This window comes from Mesorhizobium sp. M1273 (assembly GCF_040318195.1).
In the GTDB taxonomy this organism is placed as follows: domain Bacteria; phylum Pseudomonadota; class Alphaproteobacteria; order Rhizobiales; family Rhizobiaceae; genus Mesorhizobium.
Map to the genome: position 1 here is coordinate 1 of NZ_JAMYLV010000006.1, position 26,380 is coordinate 26,380.

Consider the following 26,380-nt stretch of genomic DNA (forward strand, 5'->3'; position numbering starts at 1 on the left):
TCAAACGCCGGAGAAGCCGCAAGCTCGAAAGCGCTTGACCTCAACATGCCGAATAGAGAAGTGCTTCAGGACTGCTGCAACCCGGACTTTTTCAACACTATCGGTCGAACTCGGTCGTTCAGAATGATTGGGTTTGATCCTGAAACGTCAGCCGGCCGTGGCCGGCGTCTTCAGCAGAACGTCGCCAGAGGCTCAGTGCGGATCTCGACCCACTGGCAGCGCCGGCTCTCATGATAGAAGGACAAGAAGGGCGATGGGAACGCAGGGTCCGCGAAAGCGCCCACCGGGATGACGGTCAGACCGGGCTGCGTGTCGATCCGGTAATGGACGGTGGTGCCGCAATCCGGGCAGAAGCTGTAGATGACGCGGCCGCCCTCGTCGCCAATGCGCGTGAACTCCGCCGAGCGGCCCTGGACAACAACGTCACCTTCCTCAAACCACGCGTTGAAGCTGAACGCGCTGCCGGTGCGTCGCTTGCAGGCCAGGCAATGGCAGACGAGACGCGTACCGGCTCGCCCGAGCAGGTGGCTGACAGCTGAGCGCAGGAACATTCGGCGCGCCGCGTGACCATGGCTGGCTCCTCTCAAGATTCCCTGAACGATATCACTGCGTATCGGTGCTCAATTCGGCCCGCTTCTCATCCGAGACGACGGCGAGATCGAGGACCTTCTGCAATTCGGCAGCATGCCGGAACGACGGTTCGGCCTGGACGCCGCTGCGCACCGCATCGACGAAGCGCTGGTAGTTGGTCTGCACCGTTCCGGCGTCCAGAACTTGCCATTTGGCGTTCTCGACATCCTCGCCGATGCAGGCTTTCAGCTCCGAGCCGGTCAGATTGTGCACGACTTCGATGCCACCCTTGTCGCCGTAGATGCGCAGTCGGAGCTCGTTGAGATGGCCCGTCGCCCAGCGGCTGGCATGGACGACGCCGAAAGCGCCATTGCTGAAATCGAGCGCCATGGTGAAACTGTCATTGGCGTCGAGCTCGTACTCCCCGATCCGGTTGCCAGGCGCCTTGTCGAAGGACCGCAGGCGGCAGAACACATGGTCGATGTCGAGCACCGCGCCATAGCTGGCGAAATCGAGGATGTGGATGCCGACGTCGCCCAGCACGCCATTGGAGCCGTGGCCGCGCGACAGCCGCCACAGCCATTTCGGATCGGTGCGCCAGTCGCCCCAGAACTTGGATATCAGCCAGCTCTGCAGATAGGACGCCTCGACATGCCTGACCGTGCCGATCTCGCCTGCCAGCACCATGGCGCGCGCTCTCTGCAGCGGCGCGACATTGCGATAGGTCAGGTTGACCATGTTGATGATGCCGGCCCGCTCGGCCGCATCGGCCATTTCACTGGCCCTCTGGTAATTTTCGGCGAGCGGCTTTTCGCACAGCACCGGCTTGCCCGCCGCGATCAGCATCATGGTGGTCGGATGGTGGATGCGATCGGGCGTCACGTTCGCCACCGCGTCGAACTTGCCCCATGCCAGCGCCTCGTCCAGCGACGCGAAGCGGTTGGGGATACCGTAGATGTCCGAAAACTTGTCGACACGCGTACGGTCGAGATCGACGGCGCCGATCAGTTCGACGCCCTCGATCTTGCCGAACTGCCTGGCATGCTCCTCCGCCATCCAGCCGGTGCCGAGTATCAACAGACGCATGATTCTTATCCTTAGGACAGGGCTTTATCTTCTTGTTCGATCATGGATTTGTCGTCTAGCGGAAGCCGGCTTCGCCCGCGGAATGAAGTTTTCCGCCGCGCTCGACGATCGGCTCGAGCGCCTTTTCCACCGGCACGTTCGGCGCATCGAGGATGGCCGGATTGGAGCCTTGCGGGTTGTACGCCCATTTCACCGCATTGCGCAGCACCTTCTGGACGTTGGCGTCGTGATAGGTCGGATAGGTCTCGTGGCCGGGCCTGAAATAGAAGATATTACCGGCGCCGCGGCGATAGGTCAGCCCCGACCGGAACACTTCGCCGCCCTGGAACCAGGAGATGAACACGGTCTCCAGCGGCTCCGGCACGGCGAACTGCTCGCCATACATCTCCTCGTTCTCGAGCTCGAAATACTCGCCGATCCCGGCAGCGATCGGGTGGTTAGGGCTGGTCACCCAGAGCCGTTCGCGCTCGCCCGCCTCGCGCCATTTCAGCGTGCAGGGAGTGCCCATCAGCTTCTTGAATACCTTCGAGAAATGGCCGGAATGGAGAACGATCAGCCCCATGCCTTCCCAGACGCGGCGCGCCACGCGCTCGACCACTTCGTCGGCGACGGCGCCATGGTCCTTGTGTCCCCACCACAGCAACACGTCGGTCTCGGCCAGACGGTCGGCCGGCAGCCCATGCTCCGGCTGCTCCAGCGTCGCCCACGACACTGATATTTCCGGGTCGAGCTTCAGTGCATTGGCGATCGTCGCATGCATGCCCTCGGGATAGATGCCCGCGACCACTTCGTTGGTCCGCTCATGAATATTCTCGCCCCAGGCGACAGCGCGTATTGTCATGATGTCCTCGTGATTGTTTGAAGCCGGAGCCGCCCACCGGCCACTCATACTGTCCCTGGACGGGATTGAAAACCTTCGAGATTGGCCAAACCTCCCCAGCTTCGTCATCCCAGGGCGGAGCAGGCGCGAAGCGACGTCGCGAAGACCCTGGGATGACGAAGCCATGAAGGACTGCCGCGAGCGACCTAAGCCCCTCGCCCCTCTTGGGCGACGCGTGTCAGCGGCTTCGACAGCCGCGGCACGACGACCAGGCGCTTGATCTTGCCTTTCTTGTAGGCGGCGAGGAAGCGGGCATAGTCCTTGAAGACGACGCAGCCATTCGATTCGGCGCGGCCGCCGCGCAGCATGTAGGTGTGGGCGAGCAGGCCGTCACGGCCATATTTGTTGCTGCCGCTGGCCGGCGTCAGACGGATCGCCTCGACACCGTGGAAGCGCGATTCGCGCATCGTCAGATTGTAGGTATCCGGCGGCGTCGGGCCGACATTCTTCTTGTGGACGTAGCGTGGCTGGTCGACCATCGCGCCCAGTCCCGAATGTGCCTCCAGCCGCGAGCCGTCGGGCATATAGACGGTCTTGGCCGAGATGTCGTAGACGGCGACGCCGGTACCCATGTTGGGCGTGGTGAACAGGTTCCTGAAGGCTCCGCCGAGTCCGCCGGAAGGCATGTCGGGCTTGGCATAGGCCAGCATGTCGCCGCCCTGCGTCTTCGAACGTTTGCCCGGCTTGCCCGATACGGCCGGCACTGCCGCTTGTGACGAATTGCGAGGCGACAGGCTGCCGGGTTGCGTCTCGACCGGCGGAGCGTCGGCCGTCTGCACCTTGCTCGCCTTGGCGGTCCTGGAGGCCTGCGCCTTGGGCGGCTCCGTTTTCGATGCCTGATCCTTTTGCGCCTGATCTTTTCGCGCCTGGTCTTTTGGCGCCTGATCTCTTGACGCTTGAGCCCGCGGCGCCTCGGCCAGCTTATCGATGTCCGCCTGCGGACGCAGCGTCGGCAGCGGAACGCTGTCGGGCATGTCGTCCTGCGGCGGCAGCGAGGCCAGTTGGACCTCAGGCTCTTGCGTCTCTTGCGAAGCCGCGGGCTCGCTTGCCGCGACGGCTGCCGGGAGCACGTCGATCATCTGCTCCGGCAATGTATTCGCCAGCGCCAGCGCCAGGCGCGACGAGCGTTCGATCTCCGCCACCTCCGGCCCGAAGCGCACCGACGCCGGGCCGTTCGGGTCGGGTATGCGTACCGGCTCGGCGAACCGGGCGTCGGCCGGCAGGCTTGCGAGCATGACGGGTGAGCCGGCACGGGCAAAGGCGGCGGCAAGCTTTTGCGGCGACAGCGCGGCCTTGGCGACCACGTCGTCGAAGCTCGATTGCCGCGACGCATCAGCGACAAGCGGCACGGTATTGCGCTTGAGGCGGGCCGATTTTCCCTGGTGGACGAAGTTCGACGCCGACCGCAGGCAGTTGGCATCGCATCCGTGCTGCAGCAGCTTGGCCGAGAGCGCCGCGTTTGCTGCGGCCCATGTCGGGGCCTGCGCCTTTGCAAGGCTGCGGCGAGGATCGGCGAGCGCGATGGTGCGCGGCGCGAGCAGGCTTTGCGGGAGACCGTTGGAAGCGGCGCTGAGCGAGGTTCCCACTGAATAAAGGCCGGCCAAAGTCGCCACCGACCATAAAGCAATGGCTGCACCGACGGCCGGAACCGCGACCCAGCGCAGGCCGGGCCTCATCGAAGTCAATCCAGTTGCAGGACTGTCACCCCGGGTTTTCGCACTTACAAACGCCATTCAACCACTCTCAATCGGCCGATGCCGGCTAGCGGATTTCGCAGCCGTGACATTCACAGTTCGCCTGGTGCCCCCAGCACGCTTTGCGTCTGTTGCCGATTGATTCAAAAGATGGACAAAGTTGGTTAACCAATCCCTCTACCGACCGCCGATTGGGCGACGGTCACACCGAAAAACGCCCTCCAAAACCTGCATAGTTGGCAAAACTGCCCTCCAATGATGACTTTGCTGCCCGTTTTTGTCGGCCGAGTCAAGAAAGCGAAATGACTAGACCTTGCTGGGCGGAGTCGGCCATGGCTGCGAAAGTGAAGCCGCGCCGACCAGAATCGCGCGGCCGGCCGCCGCCGCCATCAAGCCCCGGCGATCGTCAACCTGCCACTTGTCGACCTGCCACTTGGGCGAATGAACGGTCATCGTCTGGGAATTCGGAATAGCGGCAAGACGTGTGCTGCATGGCAGCTGAACGTCGCAGGTGCTGGAACGGGATATCCAATACCTCGAGCAATTTCAGGAAAGTTTGAAACGGTTTTCCGTCCGGAATTGCGTCAAAACAAAAGACAGAGCGTTTCCGTGAAACGATGAACCGTTCAGACCACAGCCATGACTATGTGAGCCTGGATTTTGGCAGCAACCTCGCCGCTGCCATGCCTGTCTGCAATCGCGGCTGCGGCGTAGTCGGTTGCAGCGTCCAGTTTTCCCGCCTCTCTGGCCTCGATTTCATTGCGAAGGAGAGTGCCCTGGCAATAAGCAACGGCCGGAACGCGCGGCGAGGAGGCACGGCTTTGTTCGGCTCTCGTCTCGATCACCACACCGGAAAAACCTGCGTCCTCCAGCTCGCTACGGATCAGTGCCGTATCGTGGTAGCCATGCGGCGTGCGTGCCAGAAAGCGCGGCGGATCGTTCGGAAAAATCCTCGCCAGGGCATTCGTCACATCGTCCGCAAATACATTCTCTTCGATGCGATCCCATACGCTGAATAGAAAATGTCCTCCGGGCTTCAGGACTCGCCGGGCTTCGCGGTAGGCAGATGAGCGGTTGGGAAAGAACATCGCACCGAACTGACAACAAACGAGATCGAAGGCCGCATTTTCGAACGGTAGCGCCAGAGCATCAGCCTGACGCCAATTGATGCGATCGTCGGGAGCTTGCCGCGAAGCGGCGTAGTCGAGCATCGGCTGGTTGAGGTCGGTTACGACATAGCTTGCACCGGGCGACAGTTTTGGCGCCAATGCGCGGGTGACAACCCCGGTGCCCGCGGCGGTTTCCAGAACGGCGCTTGGCGACAAGGACGCTGCTCGTCGCGCAAGATCTGCGGCGAACGGCTCGAAAATCAACGGCACCATATAGCGGTCGTAGTTTTCCGGAATTGAGCCAGCGAATACCTTGTCCGTTTCCAACATTGCTATCCCCCGTCGCCCGTTTGATGGCTCGCCAGCATAGCATGGAATTGTTTGCTGTTCGGTCGCATTCGACCGGGAGGCGGTTCGCTTCCGTAAGCTCCGAAACGCCGTGCTGCAATTATCTGCATGTGTGCTAATGTATTGTGGTCATGCGCATTGGTGCGTGGCCAAACATTAAATGGGAGGACGCGATGAAAACCATGAATCGCAGGTCCGCGATTGCGCTCGGCGTGACGGCGGCAGCGGTAACGCCTTTGTTCACGCTGGCGGCGGCGGCAAAGGTGAAGAAATACGGCCCGAAGGAAGGCAAGGAGATTGCACCCGGCGTCAGATTGGTCGAGGTCGGCACCGGCAATTCCGATATCCCCGCCTACAAGAGCATCTCAATTGTCGATATAGTCTTTCAGCCCGGAGCAGCCGCCCCTCAAATGGTGATGGACAACGACATGGTCTGCACCATTGCTGCCGGTGAATTCACGATCAAGAAGGCGGACAAGGAATTCAAGCTCAAGGAAGGTGACGTGTACACCTGCTCCAAGGGCAAGACCGACGAGGCAGCCAACACCAGCAAGGTGGTCGGCATCCACCGCATCGCTGTCTTGATACCTGCCTAGCGTATACCGACGAAATCGGCCCGCGTCCTCTTCGGAGGCGCGGGCCTTTTGATGACGTGCGTGGCCTTGAGCGGTTCATCGTTTCACCGCTTCGACCCGGTCGACTTCGTCCAAGTGTGGTGAGACTCACGCTGTTCATGGTTTTTCCTCCCGATTTTTACTTATGAGCGGTTCTCCCTCCGACCGCTTTGAAAGGGTGCGATTATATTAGAGATCGCGCAAGTTTCTGGCTGACTGCTGCATTGGCGGATTGGCAATCCGGCAGCGCACTGAGCGTTTTGGAGTTCACGAAACGGCCCGGTGCTCTTCCCGAGCTGCCTCCCAGACCTCGCGCGCCGCATCTGCATTCAGTGCCGCGATTCCCAGGCCGACGATCAGATCCGGCCACGCCGAGCGCCACAGGAAAGCCGTCACCAATCCGGCCAGTATGATCGCAATATTGGCGACCGCATCGTTGCGGGCCGAGAGGAATGCCGCCCTGGTAAGACTGCCGCTGTGATGGCGGTAGCGCGCCAGTATGTAGGCGCATGACAGATTGACCGCCAGAGCGCCCAATCCCGCCAGCGTCAGCGCCGTTGGCTGCGGCGGCACCGGCATGTTGAACTTTTCCCACGCGGTCCACAGCGTCGCCAGGCCCGGCACCAGCAGGATAAGCGCCAGCGCCATGCCGACCCGCGAGCGGGCACGCAGCGACCATCCCATGGCGAGCAGTATGAGGAGATTGACCGAGGCATCTTCCAGAAAATCGACGCTGTCGGCGAACAGCGACACCGAGCCGATCGCCAGCGCGACGGCGAATTCAATGCCGAAATAACCCAGGTTCAGCACTGCGACGACAAGCACCACCCGGCGAAGGCCGTCCGACGCAATGGCTTGCTGCATGGTCTGCCCTAACACGATGCCGTTGTCGCTCTTACCAGCTGCTCTTCCAACGCAACAGCCGCATGGCATTGGCCGTCACCAGCACCGTCGCCCCGGTGTCCGCGAGAATGGCGGGCCAGAGGCCGGTGATGCCGGCGATCGTCGTCACCAGGAACACTGCCTTCAGACCCAACGCAATGGTGACGTTCTGCTTGATGTTGGCTATGGTTGCTTGGGACAGCCTGATCATGGCCGCAACGTCGCCGACGCGTCCATGCAGCACCGCTGCGTCAGCCGTTTCAAGAGCCACATCGGTGCCGCCGCCCATGGCAATGCCGACATCGGCGGCGGCAAGTGCCGGCGCATCGTTGATGCCGTCGCCGACCTTGGCTACCCTAAGCCCTTGCCCCTTCAACTCGCCGAGGATGCGCTGCTTGTCCTCCGGGAGCAGTTCGGCGCGCACCTCGATGCCGAGCTGTTTGCCAATGGCAGCCGCCGTGCGCTTATTGTCGCCGGTTAGCATGACTGTCCTGATGCCTGCATTGGTCAGCGCCTTTAGCCCGGCGAAAGCATCCGGCCGGGGTTCGTCGCGCATGGCAATGAAGCCGGCCAGCGCGTTGTCTACAAGCAGCACCGCCACTGACTTGCCTTCATCGTTCAATGCCACGATGCGTGCCGCCTGGTCTGCTGGCAGCAGGTTTATCTCGCCCGCCGCGACTGGCGAGCCCAGAAACAGGTTCTTGCCGCCGACACGACCGATAACCCCTTTACCGCCGATCGCTTTGGCTTCGGCGGCAGGCGGCACGGGAATGTTGCCGGCTTTGGCCCTTTGGAGGATGGCCAAAGCGAGGGGATGGCTCGAGCCGATCTCAAGCGCTGCCGCCAGCGAAAGGATGTCGCGTTCACCGGCACCCACCGCAACGACATCGGTGACCTGTGGCTTGCCGAGCGTCAGCGTGCCGGTTTTGTCGAGCGCCACGGCGTTGATGGTCGCGAGCCCTTCCAGCACCGCCCCACCTTTCATCAGCAGGCCGCGCCGGGCTCCGGCCGAAAGCGACGCCGCGATCGCCGCCGGAACTGAAATGACCAGCGCGCACGGGCAGCCGATGAGCAGCAGCGCCAGCCCCTTGTATATCCATTCGTTCCAATCGCCGCCCAAGAGCAGCGGCGGTGTGGCGGCCACAAGCGCCGCGACGGCGACAACGCCGGGCATGTACCAACGCGAAAAGCGATCGATGAAGCGCTCGGTCGGCGCCTTGTTTTCCTGCGCCTCCTCGACCAGCTTGATCACGCGTGCAATCGTGTTGTCTGCGGCGGTCGCCGTCACCTTGACGCGCAGCACGCCGTCGCCGTTGATAGTGCCGGCAAAGACCGTGTCGCCGACGTCCTTGCGCACCGGCACGCTTTCACCGGAGACGGGTGATTCATCGATGGCGCTCCCGCCTTCGGTGATCTCGCCGTCAGCCGGAATCCGGTCGCCCGGCCGCACGAGGATGATGGCGCCCACAGCCAGGCCTTCGGCCGGCACCTCGCGGGTCTGGCCGTCTTTCTCGACGAACGCGGTTTTGGGAACGAGGGTCGTGAGCGCTTGAATACTGGACCGTGCGTTGCCGGCCGCAACCCCTTCGAGCAACTCGCCGATCAGGAACAAGAAGACCACCGTCGCCGCTTCCTCGCCGGCACCGATGATGACGGCCCCGGCCGCCGCCACAGTCATCAGCATTTCGATTGTGAACGGAATGCCTGCCGCTGCGGCCATGGCCGCTCGGCGCGCGATCGGAGCCAGGCCGAGCAGCATTGCGGCGATGAAGGCCCACGGGCCGGTCGCGGGCCAGGCGTAATCAATCGCGAAAGCCACGGCCAAGGCGACCCCGCTGGCGATGGCCAGGCGGCCCTTGGCGCTGTCCCACCATAGCTCCGACGCCGGCGCATCATCGTTATCATGTAACCCCGCTACGTTCTCGTCGTGATTGCGCCTTCCGTCGGCATGGTTGTCGGCGGATTGATCGGACGCCGGCGTCCCAGACTTGGAGGTCAGCGGAGCGACGGCGTAGCCGAGGCCGGTGACCTTCCTCTCGATCGCGCCGAGATTGCTTTCGGGAGTATGAGTGACCGTCAGAGTGCCCGCCGAAACGGATACGTTGATGTCCTGAACACCAGGCATCCGCCGCACGGCCGTATCGATTTTGCTGGCGCAACCGGCGCAATCGATGCCTTCCACGCGGTAGCGGGTCTGTTGTTTGGTCGCAGCCATGGTGAACCTCTTGTATCTTCGACCGCGACGCTACATCCTCTAGCGACTAGAGGAGCAAGCGAAATGTCAACAGGTGTGACCATCGGTGAAGCGGCCCGACACAGCGGCGTGAAGGTTCCAACCATCCGCTACTATGAGCAGATAGAGTTGCTTCCTGCCGCTGCCCGCAGCGAAGCCAATCGCCGGCAGTATGAAGCGGCAGACTTGCGCCGGCTCGCCTTCATCAGGCACGCGCGCGAGTTGGGGTTCGGGATCGAAGCCATCAGGGCGCTGCTGACGCTGCAGGATAATCCCAGCCAGCCTTGTGCCACCGCCGACGCCATTGCCCAGGCGCGTCTGGCCGACGTGGTTCAGCGGATACGCAGCCTTACAGCATTGAAAGCCGAGCTGGAGCATATGGTCGAAGGCTGCCGGCACGGAAAAGTCTGCGAATGCCGTGTCATCGAGGTGCTGGCGGATCACGATAAATGCGAGCATCCTCACCATTGATTTGCCAGAGCAGAGCTCGCGTCAGCCCCGATGTCGCGGCATCCGGAGCTTGCAAAAGCCGCACTTTACGGTCAACCTGAGTGGATGATGGCGCGCCTGTCACCAAAACATCTCCTGGTCATGCTTCTCGCGGTCGTCGTGACCGCCGGGTTCAGCCTGTCCGCCGCTCAGGCTGCCGTGATGTCGGCCAGGATGGCAGTCGACGGCCGCATGACCATGGCCGCGGATACCGGCACCACCGACGCCGACATGGCCAAGATGGCCGATGCCAGGGACGGTGACTGCAACGCTTGCCTCAAGGGCTCGGCCGGCAATGACAAACCGATGGAATGTGCGCCGACCTGTGTCGCACCGGTTCTGGCGGTGCTGCCGGAGGCTCTCCCCGTGACGGGACTGCCGCAGCCCGAGCTGCCGTCGGCGCTTCCCGCCCCGTTCCTGCACGGGCGAAGTCTGCTGCCCGAGCCATTCCCTCCAAGACCCAGCGCTCTCGTCTGACGCCGTTTCTGCCGTTCCACGGCTGATTAGCGGCGTTTGATCGCCCGGTTGCGCGTACTGCGCAGCGGGCGCGGTAGCAATTCAATCGATGTCGCGACGTTCGCCGTCGATTACCGCAAGGGTCACAAAAGTGAATTCCGTTTCAAATCCGTTCATAACGCGCCGCAAATTCCTGCTTGCGGCAGCAAGCATTGCCGCCGCGCCGATCCGCCCTGCGCTGGCGATGGCCACCGGCGAATACCGGATCAGGGTGGCGCCGGGCCAGGCCCGGTTCGCCGGCCCCGATGGTCCGCGCACTCCGGTATGGGCCTATGATGGCACGGTCCCCGGCCCGACACTGCGCTTACGCCAGGGGCAGCCCGCTCGGATCATCGTCGAGAACGGACTGGACGAAGACACCACGGTTCACTGGCATGGCATCCGGCTGCCGAACGCCATGGATGGCGTGCCCGGCCTGACGCAGAAGCCGATCAGGCCAGGTGAAAATTTCATCTATGAGTTCACACCGCCGGACGCTGGCACCTTCTGGTACCATCCGCATGCCGACAGCCTGGTGCAGATCGGCCGCGGCCTTGCCGGCCCCCTCATCGTCGAGGAGGCCGAGCCGGTCGCCGTCGACCGCGACTTTGTCTGGCTGCTGCAGGACTGGCGGCTTGTTGCCGACGGGCAGATCGCCGGCGGCTTCGGCAGTGCCATGGATGCCTCGATGTCGGGCCGCGTCGGCAATGTCGTCACCGTCAACGGCACGGGGCCAGGCGATCGGAGCGTGAAGGCCGGCGAGCGCGTCAGGCTGCGGCTCGCCAATGCCTCGCTTGCCCGCATGATGGCGCTGCGCTTCGAAGGCCACCGTCCGGTCGTCGTCGCCATCGACGGCCAGCCCTGCAATCCGCATGAACCGGAGGGCGGTCGCCTGGTGCTGGCGCCCGCCATGCGCATCGACATCGTGCTCGACATGCAGGGCCACCCCGGCAGCCGCCACGCGGTGATCGACGATTTCTACGACGGCCTCGCCTATACGCTGACCACGTTGGCCTATGACGCAGCGCCGCCGCTGAGAACCCATCCGCTCGACGCGCCAGCCGGCCTGCCGCGCAACCCTCTGCCCCAGCCCGACCTCGCTGGCGCCGAGCGCCAGGAAATCGTGCTGCAGGGCGGCATGATGGGCGGCGGCAAGCTCAAGGGCGTCGGCGGCATGATGGGCATGGGGATGATGGGCATGAACGGCGGTGCGGCCTGGGCGATCAACGGCATGTCGATGACCGGCGACGGCCATGCCGGCATGGCGCCGCAGTTCACGCTGAAACGCGGTGTGACCTGCCATCTCACCATGCGCAACGAAACCGCCTGGTGGCACCCGATGCATGTCCACGGCTTCAGCCTGTCGGTCATCTCGCGCAACGGTTCGCCGGTGCCGCACCGCCAATGGCAGGACACGGTGCTGCTCACCCCCAAGGATGTGATCGAATGCGCCTTCGTCGCCGACAATCCGGGCGACTGGATGCTGCACTGCCATGTCGCCGACCACCAGATGGCGGGTCTGATGACGGCGTTCCGTGTGACCTGAAACTTTTATCCAATCAAGGAGAACTGCAATGAAACTGACCTACCGCCTTGCCGCACTGTCCCTGCTGATCGCAACGCCGCTGCCCGCCTTCGCCGCAACGATCAACGCAGTCATGTACAAGAACCCGCAATGCAGCTGCTGCGAGTCCTACGCCAACTATCTCGAGCACAACGGCTTCAACGTCGACATCAAGCCGGTCAACAATCTCTCCCAGATCAGCAGCGATGCCGGCGTGCCGGCCGACCTCGAAGGCTGCCACACGCTGATGGTCGACGGCTATATCGTCGATGGCCTGGTGCCGGTCGAGATCGTCAAGAAGCTTTTGACCGAGCGCCCTGCCATCACCGGCATAACGCTCGCCGGCATGCCGGCCGGCGCCCCAGGCATGGGTGGCGAGAAGCAAGGCCCCTTCGTCGTCTACGCCTTCACCAAGGACGGCAAGGCGCCCACCGTCTACGCGACCGAGTGAGGACATTGTGAGCAAACTAGCCATGGTCCTGGTTGGCATGCTGCTGGCGTTTTCGTGGCCGGTATCAGACGCTGAGCCGCCGCAGAACTTTGCCGTTCACGAGGCGCCCGTCCCGGTGCCGGAAATCAGCTTCGAGGACGGCAATGGCAAGCCGAAAACGCTTGCGGATTTCCACGGCAAGGTCGTGCTGCTTAACGTTTGGGCGACATGGTGCGCGCCCTGCCGCAAGGAGATGCCGACGCTCGATCGTCTGCAGGCCAAGCTCGGCGGTCCGGATTTCGAGGTCGTCGCGCTGTCGATGGACCGTGCCGGACCTGACGCCGTCAAAATGTTCTATGGCGAGATCGGGGTCACACACCTCGCCCTCAACATCGACAGTTCCGCGAAGGCGATGTTCACGCTCGGCGCTGTCGGCCTTCCGATGACCCTGCTGATCGACCGCGACGGCAAGGAAATCGGCCGGTTGATTGGGCCGGCCGAATGGGACGCGCCCGACATGGTCGACTTCCTCCGCGGCCGCATCGCCGCCAACCCGGAAAGGAAGTGACCGATGCACATCCAATCGAGCTGGAAAGGATGGATGCGTGTGCTGCTGGTCGCGCTCGCAGCACTGGTCGCGGGCTTCGCCTACGGTGCGCGGGCGCACTCACTCGACGATGTCGACGCCATGCTGCAAAGCGATGAGAAATATTTCCAGCAGATCGACAAGCCGGCGCCTGATTTCACACTGCGCACCGCCGATGGGCGTGTCGTGCGAACGGCGGATCTGCGCGGCAAGGTGGTCGTCCTCCACTTCATCTACACATCGTGCCCGGATGTGTGTCCCCTGCATGCCGAGAAGATCGCCGATGTCCAGAACATGGTGAACGGCACGCCGATGAAGAATCAGGTCATCTTTGTCAGCATCACCACCGATCCAAAGAAAGACACGCCCGACGTGCTGCACTCCTACGGGTCGGCGCACGGGCTCGATCCCGTCAATTGGCTGTTCCTGACCACGACCGAGGATCAGCCGGAGGATGCGACCCGCAGACTGGCGGAGGCCTTCGGCCACAAGTTCACGCTGACCGATGCCGGCTATCAGATGCATGGCATCGTCACCCATGTGATCGACAAGGAGGGCCGCTGGCGGGCGAATTTCCATGGCCTGGATTTCGCGTCCGTCAATCTCGTCACCTTCGTCAATGCGCTCACCAACAATGTCGAGCGCCCGCACCATGAGCAGGAAACGGGATGGTGGGCGAAAATCAAGGGCATGTTCTGAGGCATCATTTGCACGTGCCGGCGGTCCGGCGAAACAGAGGGAAGGAGAACCCTGTGACCCACAAGTCCAATCCATTGAGCGGAGCCGTCGGCAAAATGGCCCGTGCCGTCATGCTGGCCGGCGCGACGATCTGGCTCGCGCTCGGTCTCCACAATCAGGCGATCGCCGCGGGCGAGATGTCCCAGGACCAGTTCGACCAGCGTATCCACGATTATATCCTCGCGCATCCCGAAGTCGTCATGGAGGCGCTGCAGAGCCTCGACGCCCGTCAGCGCGAGGCTGCGGCAAAAGAGGCGAAAGCCGCTTTGACGGACAAGGCGGACGAGATTTTCCGGGACCCGGCGAGCCCGGTCGGCGGCAACGCCGAAGGCGACGTCACCATGGTCGAGTTCTTTGACTATAACTGCCCCTATTGCCGGCAGGTCGCGCCGATCATGGCGCAGGCAATGGCCGACGATCCGCAGCTCAAGATCGTCTACAAGGAATTCCCGATCCTCAGCACGGATTCCGTATTTGCTTCCAAGGCGGCTCTCGCCGCAGTGCGCCAGGGCAAATACATGGCGTTCCATAAGGCCTTGTATGCGGTGAAGACGCGGGTGACCGAAGCGGTCGTGCTGAAGGTGGCTGCCGACGTCGGTCTCGACGTGGCTAAACTCAAGACCGACATGCAGCGGCCCGACATCCAGGCGTCGATCGACCGGAATACGCAACTGGCACAGGCGCTGAAGATCAGCGGAACGCCAAGCTTCGTCGTTGGCGAGCAGATTTTCCCCGGTGCGACCGACCTGCCAACGATGAAGAAACTGATCCAGCAGGCGAGGAGCAGCAAATGAGCCGAATATGCTACCTAAACCGACGGACGGTTGTTCTGGGCGGCGCCTTTTGCGCCGCCGTGGTCCTGAGCTTCCTCAAGGGGCCGGATCTGGCGATGGCCGATGGGGATGCCGATCTGCTGCGCCGTTTCAAATATCTCAGCCAGAACGGCAACAGCACGTGTTCGGCCAAGTTCACCGAGTCGATCGCGACCATGCCGGCGATGTCGCGGATCACGGGCTCGTGCTGCAGCCCGATGGAGATGAAGCGCTATGCCGAGCAGGTGAGCGGCCTGGCCAGGTACCGCGACATCGCGATGATCCCAAGCGATCCGTACGATATTCAGGCCGGCATCGCACAGAAGATGATGCCCTACTACGATGTGAAGCTCTCCGGCGACGAGCAGCAGGCCTACGACTATGCGATGGCCAATTCCAACGAGAAAGGCCCTTGCTGCTGCCCATGCTGGCGCTGGAAAGTGTATGGCGGGCTGGCGAAGTTCCTGATCCGCGAGCACGGTTTCACCGGCAAGCAGGTCGTCGACGTCTGGGATCTCTCGGACGGCTGCGGCGGAGGTATGTAAGACGACCAGGACGTGGTCGACACTCCGTTGGCAGGACAAGACACTTCCGGTTGCCGGGACAAGGGCGACAGGGCGGCCGATCGGGTTTCCTCGTCGTCTTGACCGAAATCCACGGCGAGCTAATTCCCTGCGCAATCGCCGATGCTTACCGACTAAGGCGGGCTTTCACTGACAGCAAGGTGATTGCAATGATGAATGGTCCAATGGGTACGTGGATGATGGGCGGCATGGCGCTCGTCTGGGTCCTGGTGTTCGTCGCCCTCTTGCTCGCGATTGCAGCCCTGGTCAAATACCTGCGAACCTGAAGCCGTAGACACCGTCAAGCATACGACTATGCGATGGCAAATTCCGAGGAGAAGGGGGCAGCCGCTGCCAATGCTGGCGCTGGAAAGTGTATGGCGGACTGGCGAAGTTCTTGATCCGCGAGCACGGTTTCACCGGCAGGCAGGTCGTCGACCTGTCGGACGGCGGTGGCGGGTAGACTGCCGTGGCAACACGATTCTTCGCGCGGGATAGCTGATGCGGAGCCGGCGGGCTTTTCGCCCCCCCGCCCCCGATAAAGCCGCCCACCTTTTGCAGCTCTCGGCGCAACGCCGACAGGCTTCGACACAGTCCTGCATATCGCCGATGCGCTCGCAGTCTGTTGCGCACTCGTCGCAGATTTCCGCGCATTCGCGGCAGACGTGTTTGTGATGCGCCGAACCGAGCAGCATGAAATGCGCAGCGGTCCGGCAGATCTCGGCGCAGGCGAGCATCAGCCGGAAATGTTGCGGCTCGGTGTGTTTACCGCCTGTTTCGAGGCAATGCCCCGAAGCGGTGCCGAGGCAGGCTTGATAGCAATCCAGGCAAGCCTCGATGCAGTCCTTCATTTCGGGAGACTGGTTGTGCATGATCGTGTCCTCACTCCGCCTTGGCCTGCCAGGCCTTGTGGATTGTCATCGCTTCGTCTGTGTGGCCGGACGAGGCGGCGACGGCTGTTGCGACACCGGCCATCAGGCCGACAGCTATAAGGCCGACAGCCATAAGGATTGTCTGCTTTCTCATGGTCTTCTCCAATCGGATTGGGGCTGTGAGCTCGAAAACAGGATGGACACCCTGTTTGGGCGTCCGTTCAGGACATCCGATCGATTGGCGGCCGTTCAATTCGCCGAGGCACGGTGCCATGGGCGCGCATCGGACCGGATTGAACCTGTCTTGCCGGGGCGCTCGACGCGCTTAATGCCGTTTCATGGACGAGGAAGGCATGACAGGCCGATCCGCAACACGCCGATCCGCAACACTGGGCGGCAGGGTGAGCGGGACAGGTTGCGTCGTCAAAGTGCCCGCCGGTAGCGGTGGGTTCGCCCGCCGCTACCGACTCATTCGAGGTCGAGAGATGCTGCACGGGCGATGCGATCAGTTTGTCGGCGGCAGAAGGAACCGAGTCGACGGCAGAAGGAACCGGCCGGCCTGCAACAATCAGCAACGCGGCAAAGATGATCCACGCCACCCATGAAAGGTCCATCCCTGTCGCAACCCGAACTTGCATTCGCGCCCAACGCGCGGTGGCCCTAACTGTTCCGACAGCCAGTGTTCGGCGTGCCCAATGCGCTGCACTACTCGTCAGACGAAGCCGGGAACCGGCTTGGTCTTGCCGCTCAGTTGCGCGCCCAGCGTCAGTGTCTGCGGGAAATTCCGGACGATCGCCGCCATCAAGGTGGCGCTGCCGGGGCGAAGGGCAATTCCGGCAACGGCCGCGGCGGCGTAGACCCGTGTCGAAAACAGTCTTTTCCAGGCCGCCTCGTAGCGTCTGGCGGCAGCCTCGCGCCCTGCTCGGCCACTTGGCGCGCATGCGAGTTCGCAAGCCAGCAGCCAGCCGGACTGAAGCGCCATCGAGATGCCCTCGGCGATGACAGGATGAGACTCTCCGGCTGCATTGCCGACGCGGAAGATGTCCTCTTCGTAGCACGAGCGAATTCCCGGCCGGATCGGACCTGCGGCAAGCCACGGACCGTCGAGGAGAGCCGGTTCCAAGGCGTTCCTGACGCCTCGGCACGAGTCCACGAGATGGCGCGAGACCGCATCGGCGGCCGACACGTGGCTCCGTTGTTTGGGGCCATATTGTTTACGCAGCCGCGCGAGCATATCGCGCCGGATGCAGCACGAGATCGACAACCGGCCATGATCCGCCGAAACCATGCCGCCATAGCCGCCGGGGAAGGCCAGCAGAGGCATCAAATCCGGCGGCAGGGACGACCCGGTGAAATGCGCCTTGAAGCCGAGCAGGTCCGACGGGCGATTGGCCTTTGCGAGCTGGCTGGGCAATGGTCCCGGTTCCCACGAGCCGTGTGCGGCGACAATCACCGGCGCTCGCAATATCGCCGCTTCATCCCCGGCCTGAATTCGCACCCTTCGCATCTCACCGTCCGGCTCGATGGCGACGGCGCGGCAAGGTTGAAAGATTTCGACACCCGCCGATCGCGCCGCTTGCAAAAGCAGAGAGTCGAGAATGTCCCGGCCGAGCGCCCGGCCGAAGCTGTCTTTCCCACGAGGCCCAGCTCCTGCACGTGGCATTGCCGCCTCGACACAGGTCTCCCCGGAAAACAAACCGACGCGGCGGATTTCGGGGCCGGCATTGGCACGCCAGGCATCGCCGATCTCGAGCCGGTCGAGAAGCGCAAGATTGCTTGCCGAGATGTATTCGCCGCAGACCTTGCGGCGCGGAAATGCGGTCTTTTCCACAATTGCCACGGCCCATCCGCGCCGCGCCAGCGCGAGCGCGACGGATGTGCCCGCCGGGCCGGCGCCTATGATGATCGCGTCATGGGTCGACAATCGCGTCATGGGTCGTTGCCGGCGCTGGCGCCGACGAAAATGTGGGAAAACAGGCCGGCGCGCCGTTCCTCGACCGGTTTGCCGTTGGCCGCAAGCCAGAGACCGGAAAGCTCGCTGCCGCGAAAGCCGGCACGCACGCTTTGCGCCGCGTCGTTTCGTGTGACGTCGTTGGCGCCGATTGCCGGCAGAAGACGGGTCGCGGCCAGCGGCAGTTTCGCCCGCAGCGGCTCTGTCGCAATGAGCAACGGGGCTTTCGGCCCGATCAGCGAAAACAGACGCACGAGCTGTGCATCATCGAGGTGATGCAGGAACAGATTGACGGTGACGGCGTCGAAACGCGCACTCTCGATCTTTCCTGCCCAGTCGAAGACATCGGCGGTGACGCCTTCCGCCCTCCATCCCAGCCGGTCAAAATCGCCGCGCAATTGCGCGGTGAGGAGGCCGACGCGGTCGAGCATCACCAGTTCGACCCCGGGCCAATGCCTGGCCACGCGCCGCGCCACCGCCAGCATGAAGGAGCCATCGCCGGCGCCGATCTCCAGGATGCGGCGTGGCGGCGTTGGCACGAACCTCCTGAGCAACGACGTCATGATCGGCGCCTGAAACATCAGCATATTGATGCGCCGAAGGTCGCGGCGCGCGGCCAGCGCTCGCGGATCGTCGGCCGCAAGTCCGTCGAGGATTTCCGGCGCAAGCTGCCGGTGCTCCAGGCCGCTCATGACACCGTTCGAAAGAGCATGGTTTCGGCCGTCAGCCCGGGTCCGAACGACATGCCGCAACCGAGCAGGCCGGGTGGCGCCTTCAGCATCTCCTTCATCACGAACATGACGGTCGCCGACGACATGTTCCCATACTGGCGCAACACCTCGCGCGATGGTTCCAGCGCGGTGGGCTCCAGTTCCAGGGCCCTTTCGACGGCGTCGAGCACCGAACGTCCACCCGGATGCACGGCCCAAAGGTCGATGTCTTTCGCCGATCGGCCTCCGAGGATGGCGGCCTGGCTGTTCCGCAACGCTTCATGAATCGCTGCCGGCACCTGGCCGGAAAGAACCATTTCGAAGCCGTGGTCGCGAATGTTCCAGCGCATCAGGTCCCGCCGTTCCCTCGCCACCAGACAGTGAAAGCTATCGAGCTCGATGCCGGCCGGCTCGGCAGTGATGAGCGCAGCCGCGCAGCCGTCGCCCCAAAGGCAGAACGACAGCAGTTTTTCCAGTTCGGTGGTCTGTCGCAGATGCATCGTGCAGAGCTCGATATTGACCAGCAGGACCTTGGACTGCGGGTCGGAGCGGACGATGTGGCGGGCCAGCTTGAGGCCGTTGATCGCCGCATAGCAACCCATGAACCCGATCATCGTGCGTTCGATCCCGTTCGGCAGCCCGCAACGCGCAACCAGCTCGAGATCGATGCCCGGCGCCGAAAAGCCGGTGCAGGTGGTGACGATCAAATGGGTGATGCGGGAAGCGTCGTCGCCAAGCTGCAATCCGTCGATGCCCTTTTGCGCCAGAACAGGTGCGGCATCGTCGAACATCGCCATTCTCGCCGCCGTTCCGGGAAACGCGCCCCGGATGAAGGTTCCGGCCAGGTCGGCGGACGGTCCCTCGGGGTCGGACGCCGGCGCAAAGCAGGAATAGCGGTGCTCGATGCCGGCAAGATCGGCCATGCGTTCGAAGATCCTCCGGCGATCGGCCGCGAGCATGGAGGCCGCGAAACGCAGGTAGAATTCATGAATCTCGTGCTCCGGTGCCGCTGTCGCGATCCGGTTGATATAGGCCTTGACGGGCATGTTCTGTCTCCTCGGCGTCTGCACGGTGTTGCGTCGAGCCAGCGCCGGAGGGTCTTTGCTCATCGGCACCCGGTGTCGAACACCGGGTTTTGAGCACTGTTCGGTAAAAACGTTTCCGAGGACCGATTTCTTCCCGAAGGTTCAGTATGTACTGGCAGGCAAACGGTTGGAGCGGGCGGGCGGTTGCGTCAGGCATCCAAAATCGCCACATCATGTTGACCTTCCATCTACTGGAAGGTCTATTTCCTCCGACAAAGGAGATTTCCGCCATGAACATCGGCGTCGCATCCGAAAAATCCGGCTTGCCGGCCAAGACGATCCGTTACTACGAGGATATCGGGCTCTTGCACCCGGCCCGGACGGACAATGGCTATCGTGATTACTCGACGGCCGATATTCACCGGCTGCGCTTCCTGCAGCGCTCGCGAAGCCTGGGGTTTTCGGTCGACGAATGCCGCCAGCTGCTGTCGCTGTACCAGGACAGGGAACGTGACAGCGCCGACGTGAAGGCGATCGCGAAAGCCAAGCTGGTCGAGGTCGACAGGAAGATCGCCGAACTGGTCGGATTGCGCGGCTTGCTTCACCAATTGGTCAGTCACTGCCACGGCGACGAGCGGCCGGATTGCCCGATTATCGACGAGCTGGCAGGACAAGGCGTCGCCCAGTGAGGTGGATTGAAAATCGGAGCGGCTGACGTGCAAACTTCGCTGTCATGCCGGCTTGTGCTGCCGCACGACCTTCCATTCATGCCAGATCAGCACCATGACGACAGCATCGAATACGGTCAGGACAAGCAGGCCGAACGAATGAGTGTAGGAGTAGCGGTAGACTTGATAGAACATAAATGCGCCCAGCGCCGCAAGCGATGCCGGATACGACCACAGCTTGCCTCTCAAAAGCCCGACAACGAGCAGCAGTTTTATCAGGCCGTGGCTAAGCAGGTAGAAGGCATAAAACTCCTTGCTGGCGACGGAAAAGTGGCTTGCCATCTGCGACAGATAGCCAGCTATGAAATCGTTCGGATCTTCGATCAATTCCTCTTGGGTGAATGTATTGACCCAGGAGGCAATGGCGTCGGTGGTGACGACATAAAGCAGGATCCCGCCCACGCATTCGATCAGGGCATGCGCCCCTTTAAGCCAGATGCTGAGCTCGAAAATCTGATGGATGCGGCGTTCGTCTACTGCTTTCACAAAATTCACCTTGCGATCGACAACAGCGGAAACGAGAAACGATGGATGCAGCTCTAACCCACTGGATCAACGCGGCAGCCGGGATCAGCCCTTTTCTTGATAAGGCAATGATCGCCGTCTCACAAATCGGCGTTCCGCTGATGGTGCTGGCTGTTGCCCTGCAATGGTGGGCAAAGGCCGACCGCTACCATGTGCGCCATGCTGCCTTGTCCGCCGGCTTGGCGTTCCTGCTCGGTCTGGCGATCAATCAGTTCATTTTGCTATTCGTCCACCGGCTGCGGCCCTACGATGCCGGCGTGACGCATCTGCTGATTGCGCCCAGCGCCGACTGGTCGTTTCCCTCCGACCACGCGACAGCCAGCTTTGCGGTTGTTGCTGCTCTTGCAATGCAAGGTCTGCCGCGCCGGATGCTGGCCCTCTCCATCATGGCATTGCTGATCTGCTGGTCGAGAATTTATATCGGCACCCACTATCTCACCGACGTGATAGGCGGTGCCATCACTGGCGTCTTAGGTGCCGTTGTGGTCCGATTTGCCTATCGCGAGAACTCCCGACTGGACAGTCTGGTCACAAGAATTCTCTAGCTCCTTATGTGCCAACGATGAGACGAGCAGCTATCATAGCGGTCCTGTCGCTTGCCTGCGTCTCTGTCGTGCTCGCCGCCGCCCATTCGGGTCGTGATGCGGTCATCCAGGCTCGCCAGGCCTCGATGAAGGAAATGGCCCAGGCCGCAAAGACGATAGCCGGGATGTTCGACGGCAAGCAGGCGTACGACGCCGCGGCCTTCAAGGCGGCGGCCGAGACCATCCGCGCCCGCACCGGCCCTGCCCTGATTGCCGAATTCCCCAGCGCGACATTGGGCGCGCCTTCAGGCGCCAGGCCGGATATCGACCCCGCCCGCGCGGAGTTCGAAGAGCTGGCTCGCCACATCGGGACGCTGGCCAGCGCCTTGGCCTCCGACGCCGAGCGGGCGCCGCCGCGCATCACCGACGACATGAGAATGGGTTCCGGCCTGGCGATGGGCGGTGGCAGCCTGCTTGGCAAGCGACCATCACTCGCGGAAGCCGATCCCACTAAATTGCCGGCGGAGCACCTCCTGCATCTCATCTTGCAGGATTGCTCGAGCTGCCATTCGAAGTTTAGGCAAAAGGTCGAGTGATAGCGTCAGCTTCGCTGCAGCTGACCCGCCATGAAATTGCGCCAGCCGCCGAAATGCGAAATCTCCTTTGCATCGGTGAGACCGGCACTTTCGACGAGGAAGCCTTTCGGCGAAGTTCCGTCATCAAGCAGAAGCGTGCCGATGCCTAGCGGCGGCGGGATCGCGGCAACAAAACGGCCGAAGGCTTGCGGCGAGAGCCGCCAGACTTCGACCTCGATCGCTGTCCCCTTGCCGTTGCAAATCCGTTCGAGCCCCGGTCGCGGCACCGACTGGCCGGCGAGCGCGTAAAGCCGGTAGAGCGGCGCCGTTCTTGCAGCCCGGGCGAACATTGCGCCGAGCTGCTGCAGCTGGCCGTTCAGCGCCATCCCCGACAGATGCGCGCCGACCACGGCCAGCTCGATCGTGCCTTCATCCACGCCCGCCAGAACATCGCCGCGCTGCGGCTGCGGCCAGCCGATAGCACCAAGCGCAAGGCCGCTTGCCGCATGGACATCGCGCGCAAGCGACGCAGTCAGGTGGTCCTTGCCCGCCGCGGCAAGCAAGGTGACGCTCATCGGCAGACCGTCGCTGCGGGTTCCGCTCGGCACGGCAATGCCGCACATGTCGAGCAGATTGACGAAGTTGGTGTAGGTGCCGAGCCGGCTGTTGGTGACGATGGGATCGGCCAGCACCGCTTCGACTGTGTAGTGCGTCGGCGCGGTCGGCACGCAGAAAACGTCGACCGAGGCGATGACCGGCGCAAGCCTGGCCTTATAGCCTTGCAGGGCATAGAGCCCCTTGAAAGCGTCCGCAGCGGAAAGTTTTCGCGCACCGCCGATGATCTGCCGCGTCACCGGATGCATGGCGGCCTCGTTGGCATCCATGAAGTCCCTGATCGCGGCGTAACGCTCGGCCACCCAGGCGCCTTCGTAGAGCAGAGTGGCGGTGGCGTAGAAATCACCGAACGGGATTTCGACCAGCCGGCAGCCCAGCGTCTCCAGCGAGGCAAGAGCGGCCTCGAAACCCGCCTGCATCGCCTCGTCGCCGAAGAACGTCCAGTCGGCCCTTGCCGGCACGCCGACAGTCAGCACCGGCGGGCGCGCGGCAAGAGCCTGAATGCAGAGGTCACGCGAATAGGGATCGGCGTCGCCCTTTGCCGCCGCCGCCTCGAACACGTGATAGGCGTCATCGACGGTGAGCGCGAAGACCGAGACGCAGTCGAGCGTCCGGCAGGCCGGCACGACGCCGGCGGCTGATAGCGCGCCGACGCTCGGCTTCAGCCCGACGATGTTGTTGAGGCCGGCGGGAATGCGCCCAGAACCGGCGGTGTCGGTGCCGAGCGCGAACGAGACGATGCCGCGCGCGGTTGCGACGGCCGAGCCGCATGAGGAGCCGCCCGGCACCAGTTTCGGGTCGATCGCATTCCTCGGGATCGGATAGGGCGTGCGAACGCCGACCAGGCCGGTGGCGAACTGGTCGAGATTGGTCTTGCCGACAACCAGCGCGCCGGCGGCCTTGAGCCGCGCGACGACGGTGGCGTCTTTCGCCGGCAAATAGGCATATTCCGCACAACCCGCCGTGGTCGGCATGCCGGCAACATCGATGTTGTCCTTGACCGCGAACGGCACGCCCCACAGCGGCTTTGCCACCGGATCGAACGGGCCGAGCTTTTCCGCCTCGGCAAGCAACTCCGCCCTGCTCGCCAGATGGATGAAGATGCCGGGGTCATCGGCCGCCGCGAGCCGCGCATGGACCATATCGATCACCTCGCCAATGCCGACGCCGGCGTGATAGGCAACGTGCAGGCTCGCTATGTCGAAGCGGATGTCGCTCATTTGGCCTCGCCCAGAATGACTACCGGCAGGTTCCACTGGATGAGCACGACGCAGCCATCCTTGGTCCACACCGAATGCTCGGTTCCGACCGGGTTCAGGATCACGCTGCCCGCGGCATGATCGCCGTTCTCGTCGCTCTGCGTGCCTTCCAGCACGATGATCGTCTCCAGCCCGGCATGGCGATGACGCGGCACGCTGGCGCCAGCCCGGTAGTTCAGGATGGCGACCGACGGTTCCATCGGCCCACCCTTGAGCAGCCAATGCACTGTGATGCCTTCGCGAAAATGCTCGAATGGCAGATCACGCCAGCCCCCTTGGATGAGAGCCGCGTATGCGACGTTAGGCATTGGAAAGTCCCTCGAGCACCTGGTCCGTCGTTGCCGTCCAGCCGACGATGGCGCCCTGCGCCCTGATCATGGCAAGGGCTGCCGCCTTGAACTCCGGAAAATAGCTCTCAGTGGCATCCTCCGCCAGAAGGCATTCATAGCCGCGGTCGTTGGCCTCGCGCATCGTCGTCTGCACGCAGACCTCCGTCGTCACCCCGGCAAAGACTAGCTGCTGTGCGCCGAGCCGCTTGAGGTCGTCGCCGAAGCTGGTGGCATAGAACGCGCCCTTGCCGGGTTTTTCGATGACGATCTCGCCAGGCAGTGGGGCAAGTTCATCGAGGATCGCCGTTCCCGGCTCCCCGACGATCAGCACACGACCCATTGGCCCGACATCGCCGATCCTGATCGACGGATTGCCGCGATTGCGCTTGGCCGGCGGCAGATCCGAAAGGTCTGCCTTGTGGCACTCCATCGTGTGGATCACCGGCAGGCCAGCGGCGCGAAACCCCGCGATCAGCCTCTTCACCGTCGGCACGATCGCCGTGACCCGGCTGACGTCATTGCCGAGGCTGGCGCCGAAGCCGCCGGGTTCGGCAAAGTCGCGCTGCATGTCGATGACGACCAGCGCCATCGCCTCAGGCTTGAACACAAACGGAAACGGCAGCGCCTCGATCTCCGCCATCAGTGATGTCCCGCCATGTGCTCGCCGATCGTCTGCACGCTCGCCTGCGCGATCGGCGTTTCATAGACCAGCGCGCCATCCGACATGACGAAGATGCGGTCCGAGAGCTCGAGCAGCTCATCAAGGTCCTCCGACATCAAAAGCACGGCGGCACCGGCGTTGCGCGCCTTCATGATGCGGGCGCGGATTTCGGCGACGGCAGAGAAGTCGAGGCCGAAGCAGGGATTGGACACGATGAGCAAATCGACCTCGCCGGTCAGCTCGCGCGCCAGCACGGCGCGCTGCACATTGCCGCCTGACAGCGACGAAATCGGCGAAGCGAGCGAGGCCGTCTTGACCTTGAACTGTTCGACCAGGCGGGCCGCGTAGTCCCTGATCGCACTCATCCTGATCCAGTTGACCGGCTTGCCGGCCTCGTTGAAGTCGAAGGTCCGGAAGGCCATGTTTTCCGCCACCGTCATCTTCGGTGCGCAGGCATTGCGCAACGGCTCCTCCGGAATGAAGCGGACATTGAGCGTGCGCGCCTCGCTGCGGCTGGCGCCATAGGGCGAGCCTTTCACCAGAACGTCGCCGCCAGTGCGCGCCCGCTGTCCGGCAAGGACTTCGAGAAACTCCTTCTGGCCGTTGCCGGAGATGCCGGCAATGCCGACGATCTCACCCGACTTCACATCGAGCTCGCCGATGTCGATGGTTTTCAAACCGGTGCGGTCGGGCGCCTTCAGCGACTTTACCGTCAGCACCTGTCTGGCGCCGGCCGGCACCGGGGCGCGGCTATCGAGTGCGGCGATCGGCTGGTCGCCGATCATCATCGCCGCCATCTGCTTGTGCGAAAGCTCCGCGACTTTGCCCGTTCCGGTCAGCCTGCCCTTGCGCAGCACGGTGATGTCGTCGGCAAAGGCCGTCACCTCGTGGAATTTATGCGAGATCATCAGCACTGTGAGGTCGCCGCTCCTGGTCATGTCGCGCACCAGGCCAAGCACTTCGTGTGCCTCGCCGGGAGTGAGCACCGAAGTCGGCTCGTCGAGCACCAGGAAACTGCGGCCGAGATAGAGCTGCATGATGATTTCGAGCTTCTGCTTCTCGCCGGCCGCAAGTTCCGCCACCTTGACGTCGAGCGGCAGCTTGAACGGCATCCGCTGCATGAATTGCGCAAGTGCGGCGCGCTCCTTGCGCCAGTCGATGACGCCGGGCACCTTCTCGCGCGAAATGACCAGGTTCTCCGCGCCGGTCAGCGACGGGACGAGCGTGAAATGCTGGTAGACCATGCCGAGCCCCAATGCCGAGGCATCCTTCGGACTGGCGATCGCGACCTCGCGGCCATCGACCAGCATGTCGCCGGCGGTCGGATGGTAAAAACCCATCATGCATTTGACCAGCGTCGACTTGCCGGCGCCGTTTTCGCCGAGCAGCGCATGGAACGATCCCGCCGGCACCTTGATCGAGACATCGTCCAGCGCGGTGAAGGCGCCGAAGCGCATGGTCATGCCGATGGTCTCGACGCCGACGGCTTTCTTGCCGATGCTTCCGCTCAAGA

The 26,380-nt window shown here is 63.0% G+C and carries 28 protein-coding genes and 1 pseudogene; 12 read left to right on the plus strand and 17 right to left on the minus strand.

Going from position 1 to position 26,380, the window contains the following annotated elements; genetic code table 11:
• Positions 1-170 precede the first annotated feature (170 nt).
• The 5 genes from NKH30_RS08850 to NKH30_RS08870 form a co-directional block, all read right to left on the minus strand.
• Positions 171-551 carry a GFA family protein gene (locus NKH30_RS08850; RefSeq protein ID WP_352542779.1) on the minus strand — a complete coding sequence of 127 codons (381 nt, stop codon included), beginning with the start codon at positions 549-551 and terminating at the stop codon, positions 171-173.
• 52 nt (positions 552-603) lie between these two features.
• Positions 604-1,656 (minus strand): Gfo/Idh/MocA family protein, encoded by a 1,053-nt coding sequence (locus tag NKH30_RS08855; RefSeq protein WP_352542780.1) that lies wholly within the window; start codon positions 1,654-1,656, stop codon positions 604-606.
• 55 nt (positions 1,657-1,711) lie between these two features.
• The gene (locus NKH30_RS08860) at positions 1,712-2,497 is read right to left on the minus strand and encodes a ThuA domain-containing protein (RefSeq protein WP_352542781.1); all 786 of its coding nucleotides are present in this window, start codon (positions 2,495-2,497) and stop codon (positions 1,712-1,714) included.
• A 185-nt stretch (positions 2,498-2,682) separates the two neighbouring features.
• Positions 2,683-4,212 carry a DUF2778 domain-containing protein gene (locus tag NKH30_RS08865; RefSeq protein ID WP_352542782.1) on the minus strand — a complete coding sequence of 510 codons (1,530 nt, stop codon included), beginning with the start codon at positions 4,210-4,212 and terminating at the stop codon, positions 2,683-2,685.
• 644 nt (positions 4,213-4,856) lie between these two features.
• Positions 4,857-5,669, minus strand: coding sequence for a class I SAM-dependent methyltransferase (locus NKH30_RS08870; RefSeq protein ID WP_352542783.1), 813 nt, complete (start codon positions 5,667-5,669; stop codon positions 4,857-4,859).
• 191 nt (positions 5,670-5,860) lie between these two features.
• Between NKH30_RS08870 and NKH30_RS08875 the strand changes: the two genes are divergently transcribed.
• The gene (locus NKH30_RS08875) at positions 5,861-6,283 is read left to right on the plus strand and encodes a hypothetical protein (RefSeq protein WP_352473275.1); all 423 of its coding nucleotides are present in this window, start codon (positions 5,861-5,863) and stop codon (positions 6,281-6,283) included.
• Between the two features lie 285 nt (positions 6,284-6,568).
• On the opposite strand, the gene NKH30_RS08880 is transcribed toward NKH30_RS08875, so the two are convergent.
• Together NKH30_RS08880 and NKH30_RS08885 are read right to left on the minus strand one after the other, a co-directional pair.
• Positions 6,569-7,165, minus strand: a complete 597-nt coding sequence (locus NKH30_RS08880; protein WP_352743631.1) for a cation efflux transmembrane domain-containing protein — start codon at positions 7,163-7,165, stop codon at positions 6,569-6,571.
• Positions 7,166-7,196: 31 nt separating this feature from the next.
• The gene (locus NKH30_RS08885; RefSeq protein WP_352994911.1) at positions 7,197-9,398 is read right to left on the minus strand and encodes a heavy metal translocating P-type ATPase; all 2,202 of its coding nucleotides are present in this window, start codon (positions 9,396-9,398) and stop codon (positions 7,197-7,199) included.
• A 63-nt stretch (positions 9,399-9,461) separates the two neighbouring features.
• Here NKH30_RS08885 and NKH30_RS08890 point away from each other — a divergent pair, with 63 nt between their 5' ends.
• The 8 genes from NKH30_RS08890 to NKH30_RS08925 all read left to right on the plus strand — a co-directional run bounded on the left by NKH30_RS08890 (position 9,462) and on the right by NKH30_RS08925 (position 15,075).
• Positions 9,462-9,887: a MerR family transcriptional regulator gene (locus NKH30_RS08890; RefSeq protein WP_352455405.1), complete on the plus strand. Its 426-nt coding sequence runs from the start codon at positions 9,462-9,464 to the stop codon at positions 9,885-9,887.
• 87 nt (positions 9,888-9,974) lie between these two features.
• Positions 9,975-10,382, plus strand: coding sequence for a hypothetical protein (locus NKH30_RS08895; protein ID WP_352994914.1), 408 nt, complete (start codon positions 9,975-9,977; stop codon positions 10,380-10,382).
• Between the two features lie 130 nt (positions 10,383-10,512).
• Positions 10,513-11,946: a multicopper oxidase family protein gene (locus tag NKH30_RS08900; protein WP_352994917.1), complete on the plus strand. Its 1,434-nt coding sequence runs from the start codon at positions 10,513-10,515 to the stop codon at positions 11,944-11,946.
• Between the two features lie 28 nt (positions 11,947-11,974).
• Positions 11,975-12,415, plus strand: coding sequence for a DUF411 domain-containing protein (locus NKH30_RS08905; RefSeq protein ID WP_352994920.1), 441 nt, complete (start codon positions 11,975-11,977; stop codon positions 12,413-12,415).
• Between the two features lie 7 nt (positions 12,416-12,422).
• Positions 12,423-12,962: a TlpA family protein disulfide reductase gene (locus NKH30_RS08910; protein WP_352994922.1), complete on the plus strand. Its 540-nt coding sequence runs from the start codon at positions 12,423-12,425 to the stop codon at positions 12,960-12,962.
• 3 nt (positions 12,963-12,965) lie between these two features.
• Entirely contained in the window at positions 12,966-13,679 is a 714-nt protein-coding gene (locus NKH30_RS08915; RefSeq protein ID WP_502911455.1) for an SCO family protein, read from the plus strand.
• A 53-nt stretch (positions 13,680-13,732) separates the two neighbouring features.
• The gene (locus NKH30_RS08920; protein WP_352994925.1) at positions 13,733-14,512 is read left to right on the plus strand and encodes a DsbA family protein; all 780 of its coding nucleotides are present in this window, start codon (positions 13,733-13,735) and stop codon (positions 14,510-14,512) included.
• Complete coding sequence (locus NKH30_RS08925) at positions 14,509-15,075, plus strand: hypothetical protein (protein WP_352994927.1); 567 nt, start codon at positions 14,509-14,511, stop codon at positions 15,073-15,075. Before NKH30_RS08920 ends, NKH30_RS08925 begins: the two co-directional genes overlap by 4 nt.
• A gap of 560 nt (positions 15,076-15,635) precedes the next feature.
• Here NKH30_RS08925 and NKH30_RS08930 read toward each other — a convergent pair.
• From NKH30_RS08930 to NKH30_RS08950, 5 genes and pseudogenes are all read right to left on the minus strand, one after another.
• Positions 15,636-15,965: pseudogene (locus NKH30_RS08930) on the minus strand (four-helix bundle copper-binding protein); the annotation flags it as partial.
• A 10-nt stretch (positions 15,966-15,975) separates the two neighbouring features.
• Complete coding sequence (locus tag NKH30_RS08935) at positions 15,976-16,119, minus strand: hypothetical protein (protein WP_352822781.1); 144 nt, start codon at positions 16,117-16,119, stop codon at positions 15,976-15,978.
• Between the two features lie 558 nt (positions 16,120-16,677).
• Positions 16,678-17,898: an NAD(P)/FAD-dependent oxidoreductase gene (locus NKH30_RS08940; protein ID WP_352822784.1), complete on the minus strand. Its 1,221-nt coding sequence runs from the start codon at positions 17,896-17,898 to the stop codon at positions 16,678-16,680.
• Positions 17,895-18,608 (minus strand): methyltransferase domain-containing protein, encoded by a 714-nt coding sequence (locus tag NKH30_RS08945; protein WP_352542791.1) that lies wholly within the window; start codon positions 18,606-18,608, stop codon positions 17,895-17,897. Before NKH30_RS08945 ends, NKH30_RS08940 begins: the two co-directional genes overlap by 4 nt.
• Positions 18,605-19,672: a type III polyketide synthase gene (locus NKH30_RS08950; protein WP_352994931.1), complete on the minus strand. Its 1,068-nt coding sequence runs from the start codon at positions 19,670-19,672 to the stop codon at positions 18,605-18,607. The genes NKH30_RS08945 and NKH30_RS08950 overlap by 4 nt, the downstream gene beginning before the upstream one ends.
• Positions 19,673-19,941: 269 nt before the next feature.
• On the opposite strand from NKH30_RS08950, the gene cueR reads away from it, so the two are divergent.
• Positions 19,942-20,340, plus strand: coding sequence for a Cu(I)-responsive transcriptional regulator (cueR, locus tag NKH30_RS08955; RefSeq protein ID WP_352473250.1), 399 nt, complete (start codon positions 19,942-19,944; stop codon positions 20,338-20,340).
• A gap of 42 nt (positions 20,341-20,382) precedes the next feature.
• On the opposite strand, the gene NKH30_RS08960 is transcribed toward cueR, so the two are convergent.
• A complete protein-coding gene (locus tag NKH30_RS08960) occupies positions 20,383-20,865 on the minus strand; it encodes a DUF2127 domain-containing protein (protein WP_352452336.1) in 483 nt (160 codons plus the stop codon).
• 41 nt (positions 20,866-20,906) lie between these two features.
• Between NKH30_RS08960 and NKH30_RS08965 the strand changes: the two genes are divergently transcribed.
• Together NKH30_RS08965 and NKH30_RS08970 are read left to right on the plus strand one after the other, a co-directional pair.
• Positions 20,907-21,449 carry a phosphatase PAP2 family protein gene (locus NKH30_RS08965; RefSeq protein ID WP_352473248.1) on the plus strand — a complete coding sequence of 181 codons (543 nt, stop codon included), beginning with the start codon at positions 20,907-20,909 and terminating at the stop codon, positions 21,447-21,449.
• A 17-nt stretch (positions 21,450-21,466) separates the two neighbouring features.
• Positions 21,467-22,024: a cytochrome c gene (locus NKH30_RS08970; protein ID WP_352473247.1), complete on the plus strand. Its 558-nt coding sequence runs from the start codon at positions 21,467-21,469 to the stop codon at positions 22,022-22,024.
• A 5-nt stretch (positions 22,025-22,029) separates the two neighbouring features.
• Here NKH30_RS08970 and atzF read toward each other — a convergent pair whose 3' ends face one another.
• From atzF to NKH30_RS08990, 4 genes are read right to left on the minus strand one after another with little or no spacing between them, the layout of a single operon-like run.
• Entirely contained in the window at positions 22,030-23,838 is a 1,809-nt protein-coding gene (atzF, locus tag NKH30_RS08975) for an allophanate hydrolase (protein WP_352994934.1), read from the minus strand.
• Entirely contained in the window at positions 23,835-24,185 is a 351-nt protein-coding gene (locus tag NKH30_RS08980) for a cupin domain-containing protein (protein ID WP_352501326.1), read from the minus strand. The genes atzF and NKH30_RS08980 overlap by 4 nt, the downstream gene beginning before the upstream one ends.
• Complete coding sequence (locus NKH30_RS08985) at positions 24,178-24,846, minus strand: cysteine hydrolase family protein (protein WP_352541667.1); 669 nt, start codon at positions 24,844-24,846, stop codon at positions 24,178-24,180. Before NKH30_RS08985 ends, NKH30_RS08980 begins: the two co-directional genes overlap by 8 nt.
• Positions 24,846-26,378, minus strand: coding sequence for an ABC transporter ATP-binding protein (locus NKH30_RS08990; protein WP_352541668.1), 1,533 nt, complete (start codon positions 26,376-26,378; stop codon positions 24,846-24,848). Before NKH30_RS08990 ends, NKH30_RS08985 begins: the two co-directional genes overlap by 1 nt.
• Positions 26,379-26,380 lie beyond the last annotated feature (2 nt).